The organism is Niallia sp. MER 6 (assembly GCF_023714395.1).
In the GTDB taxonomy this organism is placed as follows: domain Bacteria; phylum Bacillota; class Bacilli; order Bacillales; family Cytobacillaceae; genus Niallia.
In genome coordinates, this window is record NZ_JAMAUK010000066.1 from 1 (window position 1) to 5,476 (window position 5,476).

General features: G+C 31.8%; 7 protein-coding genes. 5 read left to right on the forward strand and 2 right to left on the reverse strand.

What is annotated here, in order from left to right; genetic code table 11:
* On the forward strand, positions 1–89 hold an 89-nt coding region (locus M3600_RS27865; RefSeq protein WP_251648451.1), incomplete at its 5' end, for an IS3 family transposase.
* Between the two features lie 64 nt (positions 90–153).
* Here M3600_RS27865 and M3600_RS27870 read toward each other — a convergent pair.
* Complete coding sequence (locus tag M3600_RS27870) at positions 154–672, reverse strand: SRPBCC family protein (protein ID WP_251648440.1); 519 nt, start codon at positions 670–672, stop codon at positions 154–156.
* 252 nt (positions 673–924) lie between these two features.
* On the opposite strand from M3600_RS27870, the gene M3600_RS27875 reads away from it, so the two are divergent.
* From M3600_RS27875 to M3600_RS27890, 4 genes are all read left to right on the forward strand, one after another.
* The gene (locus M3600_RS27875; RefSeq protein WP_251648442.1) at positions 925–1,353 is read left to right on the forward strand and encodes a MarR family winged helix-turn-helix transcriptional regulator; all 429 of its coding nucleotides are present in this window, start codon (positions 925–927) and stop codon (positions 1,351–1,353) included.
* A gap of 263 nt (positions 1,354–1,616) precedes the next feature.
* Positions 1,617–1,892 (forward strand): HU family DNA-binding protein, encoded by a 276-nt coding sequence (locus M3600_RS27880; RefSeq protein WP_251648444.1) that lies wholly within the window; start codon positions 1,617–1,619, stop codon positions 1,890–1,892.
* Positions 1,893–2,257: 365 nt separating this feature from the next.
* Entirely contained in the window at positions 2,258–2,749 is a 492-nt protein-coding gene (locus tag M3600_RS27885) for a hypothetical protein (protein WP_251648446.1), read from the forward strand.
* Positions 2,750–3,464: 715 nt separating this feature from the next.
* Complete coding sequence (locus M3600_RS27890) at positions 3,465–4,373, forward strand: DUF3800 domain-containing protein (RefSeq protein WP_251648448.1); 909 nt, start codon at positions 3,465–3,467, stop codon at positions 4,371–4,373.
* Positions 4,374–4,556: 183 nt separating this feature from the next.
* On the opposite strand, the gene M3600_RS27895 is transcribed toward M3600_RS27890, so the two are convergent.
* Complete coding sequence (locus M3600_RS27895; RefSeq protein ID WP_251648449.1) at positions 4,557–5,153, reverse strand: restriction endonuclease; 597 nt, start codon at positions 5,151–5,153, stop codon at positions 4,557–4,559.
* Between the last annotated feature and the right edge of the window lie 323 nt (positions 5,154–5,476).

Genomic DNA, 5,476 nt, shown 5'->3' on the forward strand with positions numbered 1-5,476 from the left:
TTTATTACTATAATCACATACGAATTAAGGCAAAATTAAAAGGCATGAGTCCGGTTCAATACCGAACTCATGCCCCAGAAGCTGCCTAACGAGATAACCATGTCTAACTTTATGGGGTCACTTCATAATGAGTAGCAGTTTATCTTTATTAAATTAGGAATGCTTATTTTGTGCTGCCTCTTTTGCAAGTCCTTCGATCCAGTCTTGATGACCATTAATCATTGGGTTTGGCTTTTCTATCGCCATCTCTTTTGCTGCTTTCCCATTCTGAGTTTCTTGAGTGAGTATACGTACTCGATTATCAGATAAATCTTCTATTAACCATGCGTGGTGAACATGTAAAGCATCATCAGCTGTTGAGCCTTCTTCCCAACCATGCCAAGCTAATCTTGCAGGTTTACTATCAGTAGGTGCTTCGTACTCTAATACTTCCGCTTCAATTGGGAATCCAAACGTAGTGAATCGGAAGTGAGCACCTTGACTAAGTTCCGGTCCAGAAACATTATGGAAGCGAATGTCTGCAACATTGCTATAGTAAGATTCCCATTGTGATGTGTTATTTAGATACTCCCAAACTTCGGCAGCGGATAGATTAGCTACGATAATTTCATTAGAAGCAAAGTTATCAGTCATTCCTGGTAGGTAACCTTTAGGCCAAATTATTGAATTCATTGAAGATATACTTCCTTTCTTTTAAGACAATTTTATTTTTTGTTTGTTACGAGAATCATCTTACAATAAATTGCGTGTACATGCAACTGTTATACTTATTAGTAAATTATTACATAAATTATAAATTTGTATTTCTTAAAATCATGAGTTATCCTATTGAATAGTAATTTAAGTAGACATGTGTTCTAATTTATCCAATAACAAATAAAAAAATTCTAAAATAACTTATAAAGTTTCTAAAGGAGGGGGCTTATGGCTAAACCCATTAATCAATCATTAAATGAGTGTTTGTTTTTTACTGTTAAAAAACTTGATCGTATTTTGGACAAAATTGCAGAAGATGCATTCAAAACTACTGGATTAGCTCCAACATATGGCTTTATTATCTTATCCATTAGAGAAAATCCTGGGATAAATCAAAAAGAGTTGGCAGAATTACTGCACACTGCTCCATCAACAATTGCTCGCTTTGTCCCAAAACTAGAACAAAAAAACCTTGTTTCTCATGAGCAATCTGGCAGAAATACTTTACTTTACCTTACAGATGAAGGTGTAGCTTTAGCGAAAGAAGTAAAAGAGGCATGGGATGAACTGCATAACATTTTCTCCGATGTATTAGGGGAAAAAGAACATGATGAACTTGCTATCCATATTAGTCATGTTGGTGACCAATTCAAATAAATATTATAAAAAACTCAAAAGCACTAATTCTTTAAAAAAGGAACTAGTGCTTTGTTAAATTTTATAAAATATGTGAAAAAATTCACTTAAACAAACGGGGGCGTTTGTTCCATAAGAGGACTTCCTAAATGGTATATATTATTTCACATCTTACACTACCTTTTGTTAAGGCTCCAAGTCAATTAGCTTTAAAATTGCGAATTAAAAAAGTTTGTGAAATACTAATAGTGTCCCATTTGGACTGATTTCTAGGAGGTACATATATGAACAAAACAGAACTTATTAATGCAGTAGCTGAAAGCACTGAACTATCGAAAAAAGACACAGCTAGAGTAGTTGACTCCGTAATGGAAACAATCACAACAGTATTAAAAAATGGTGATAAAGTGGAGATTATAGGATTTGGAGCTTTCTCTGTTAGTGAACGTGCGGCAAGAAAAGGACGTAATCCTCAAACAGGCGAGGAAATTGAAATTGCAGCAAGCAAAGCACCTTCATTTAAAGCAGGAAAAAAACTGAAGGATGCTGTTAAATCATAAGAACAATGAATGGCAGAGGATTTATCCTCTGCCTATTTTTTTATACATTGTTAAATTTCTTCAAACCAAGTTTTGGGTTGCGGCGGGTTCCAAGCACTAATGACTATGAATTCAAAAATAGTTACGAGAGTATTTTACGTTTAACAGACAAGAGAAGAAGGATTAGCAATGACTTTATGAATCTATAAGTCTGCGTTAAATTCTCATTTAACGAACAAAAACAATATAGTTTAAGATCCTCATTGAAAAGGATTATATTTAGAATCATTAGATGCGATTAGTCCTAATAGGGGTAATAGTTTGATTTATTAACTCTAACTATACTTTGGTATATAATGGATTTAATAAATTACTTGGAGGTTTTTATGTTTACAACTAAAAATTACATGAACACGTTCTTAACTAGCCTGGATAACCACACTGAAGTGCTGACTAACAAACTAAAGGAAATACAAACGTATCAATTTTCACCAACTATTGATTTAATAGATTTTGTAGTTTTTATGGATCAATCCACGTTTTCTATTAGAATGTTTTCAATGGATAGAGATAATAATGAAGTTTTTAAAGAAGAAGGTTCGCCTCTTTTTGCTGGTAGTGAAGAGATTATTTCTGATGTAGAATGTAGTTACATATCAGATAAACAGCTTGATGATTTTTATAGCTTTTATGAGCAAAACGAAGAAGAGTTAGTCCCTAAAGAGGAAAAAGCAATTGCAGAATGGTTCCAGAATTGCTGGAAGGATGTTGGTTTTGATACTTTAGAACTTCCTTCTTATTTTGTCTTCCATGATGCTTTTCAATCATTTGATTTAACTGCCTGGAAATGGATGGAGGAAGAAGAGAAGTGGTCATGAGAATAAATAAGAGTCCTAGTTGAAAGGACTCTTATTCTATCTTTGCTCTTAATATTTATATGTCTTTAATTTTCCCAGTTTTTTTATCTAGTTTGTTTGAAAAGATTTGTTAATATTATTTTTTCCTTTGAGGCTTTTAAATTTGCCCATAGAGCTGCCAATCAAAGGATTTTTAGAACTGCTATTTTTCACTGCAATAGTCTGTATTAAAACCATATAAATTTATGTAATGAAATTGCAAAACATAATGCCTCATATATTATGGTATAAATATTAAAATAGGCAAGTATACGATGATTAATCCAAGACTCATGCCGCTGGAATAACCAAGGAAGTTAGAAATTTCAATAGGAATCGTTCGTCTCGAAAACTAAAAAAAGGGAAGCTATAGAAATACGTAAGATTACACATAATTCCCCTTAAATGAAAACAATTGTACCAACCTAATTAAAATTAATACTATTCGTATAATCAAGATTTTACGAATAGTACTAATTGGTACAGTACATGTGAAAACTAAAGGATAAAATAAAAGAAGCATCCCTAAAGGATGCTTCTTTTTGAAGGTTAATTTTCGGACACTCACGTGAGTGCGTACTAATTAATCCATCAATATTTTCGGCCGCTCACATGAGCGCGTATTTATTGTATAATCATAATATAACACCCTTTAGAAAATGTCAAATAAACCTATAATCATGATAGGATGGTTTTAATGAAGCAAGAGACTTTAAATACAGAAAAGGTACATATCTTTTTTGATGAAAGTGGCAGCAATAATATTAAGCAAAGACCAACTTTAATGGCTGGACTTTTAATCCCAGAATCAATATACCAAGCAGATGATTTTAGAGAAATTAATAGAAAACTACAAAATAATGAATATATGCCTCTCCATTGGGCTGAGTATTCAGGATATTATCCTTTAAGAAGAGATATTATGAGTGTAATTAACATGTTCTCTAAATACTCTCCTCTTTGTAAAATGAATATCATTAATTACGATGAAACATCACTACGAGAACGTAGAAGTTTCTATGATGATATAAACTTATCACAAAGAATGATTTATACTAAATTACCAGAAAGAATTCTATACGGTTTGTTACGTAATTATGGGAAGGATGTAAATATAACAGCTAATTTATTTATTGAAAATTCTTCGACCTACACTAAACTTCAGTTAGATCGACTTTTAGTAGAGCAACTTAACACTCAATCTATGTACAGGGGTGAACAGTATAAAGTATTAGACTGCCAGCTAACCCCCAAGAAACAAGAAATAGGTGTAGAGATTGTTGATTTATTAATGGGTTTTGTAAGAACCATAATACAGAATAAAAAAGGTTCATTGAGTAAAGGTGAATTGATGAGGAATGAACTTGTAATTAACTTTTTAATAAATCCGATTTTTTATAGCTTCTTTTGTAATATAAATTATTATGAATGGCAAAGTGCGCGTGAATTGTCTAATGTTAAATTCAAGGAATATGTCGATTTATTTATAGCATCTAATAACACTTCCTTTTTTGAAAATTCATTAGAACCCAAATCCATTGAGTTGAAGCAGCCAATAAAGAAAAGACCAAGAATAAGAAAGACAAGATTAATAAGAAGACGCTAACGTTTTAATAAAATAAAAAAAGAACAATAGTTCGTAATAATTGTGTTATACGAATTATTGGTCTTTTTCTAATATGAAGTTCTGTATCTAAGAATAGTCCCATTAATTTAGAATTAATTAAGTACTGAACGCTAATATTAATTATTTTTTACATGTGTGCCTTATTTTTTAATAATATTCATTTTAGTTAAATTCAGGTATTATTTTTCGAATTTCCTGCTCGTTATGGTTAACACTCATTAACCATATATCGATTAATTTCACCCCGTCAATTAATTCCACATTAAGTCCTTTAGCATATGCACGGGCAGCTGTTGTAAATGATCCAGTTGTAATCACATATCCTCCTTGTGCATTTCGCTTAACCATGTTTGAATGCACTAAAGCTATTGGTTCATATGATAAATCACCTTGGTAACATTTAACCTGTCCTAAATACAATTCATCATTTACTGTCTGTTCAAAGTCAACACCGTAATCACCTGAAGCCCTTGATACCCATGTAGATCCACCTCTAGATTTTTCAAACACATCTGCTACAAATCTTTCGAATTCTAACGGATTTTGTTTTATGTAGCTAGAAGAGTATTTAGGTGCATCAGCATTTTCCTTTCTAAATCTTAAATATAAACCCATTGCTAAAGTCTTCTTAATTTCATCACTGGTATTTAAATGATTTACCACTAGAGATACTTTGTATTCATTGTTTCTTTTTGTATACAAGTAGTGAATAAAAGCCATAACCAAAATTATCCCAGCGATTAGTTCTATTGCTATCATCTATATCACTCCTTCTTTCAAGGATGGACATTAAATAGACTTAATATACAAATAAAAACAACCATCGATAAATGCTTCATATTTTTCTAAGCAGTCATCTTGTAACAGAGTAATCTTAACTATTTAAATTACTTATTTATATCATGTATCCTTTTTCTGTTTATGATAAATAATAATTTGAACTTAATATTAGGAGGTGGATTTGAGTCAATAATCTGGACACAAAAAAGTTAAGTATTAAGCGGTTCTTCTAATCTGATCCTCCATAGCTTGAGGTGTTTGATAGCCGATGCTGCTGTGAATTCTGTTTCTGTTGTACCAGC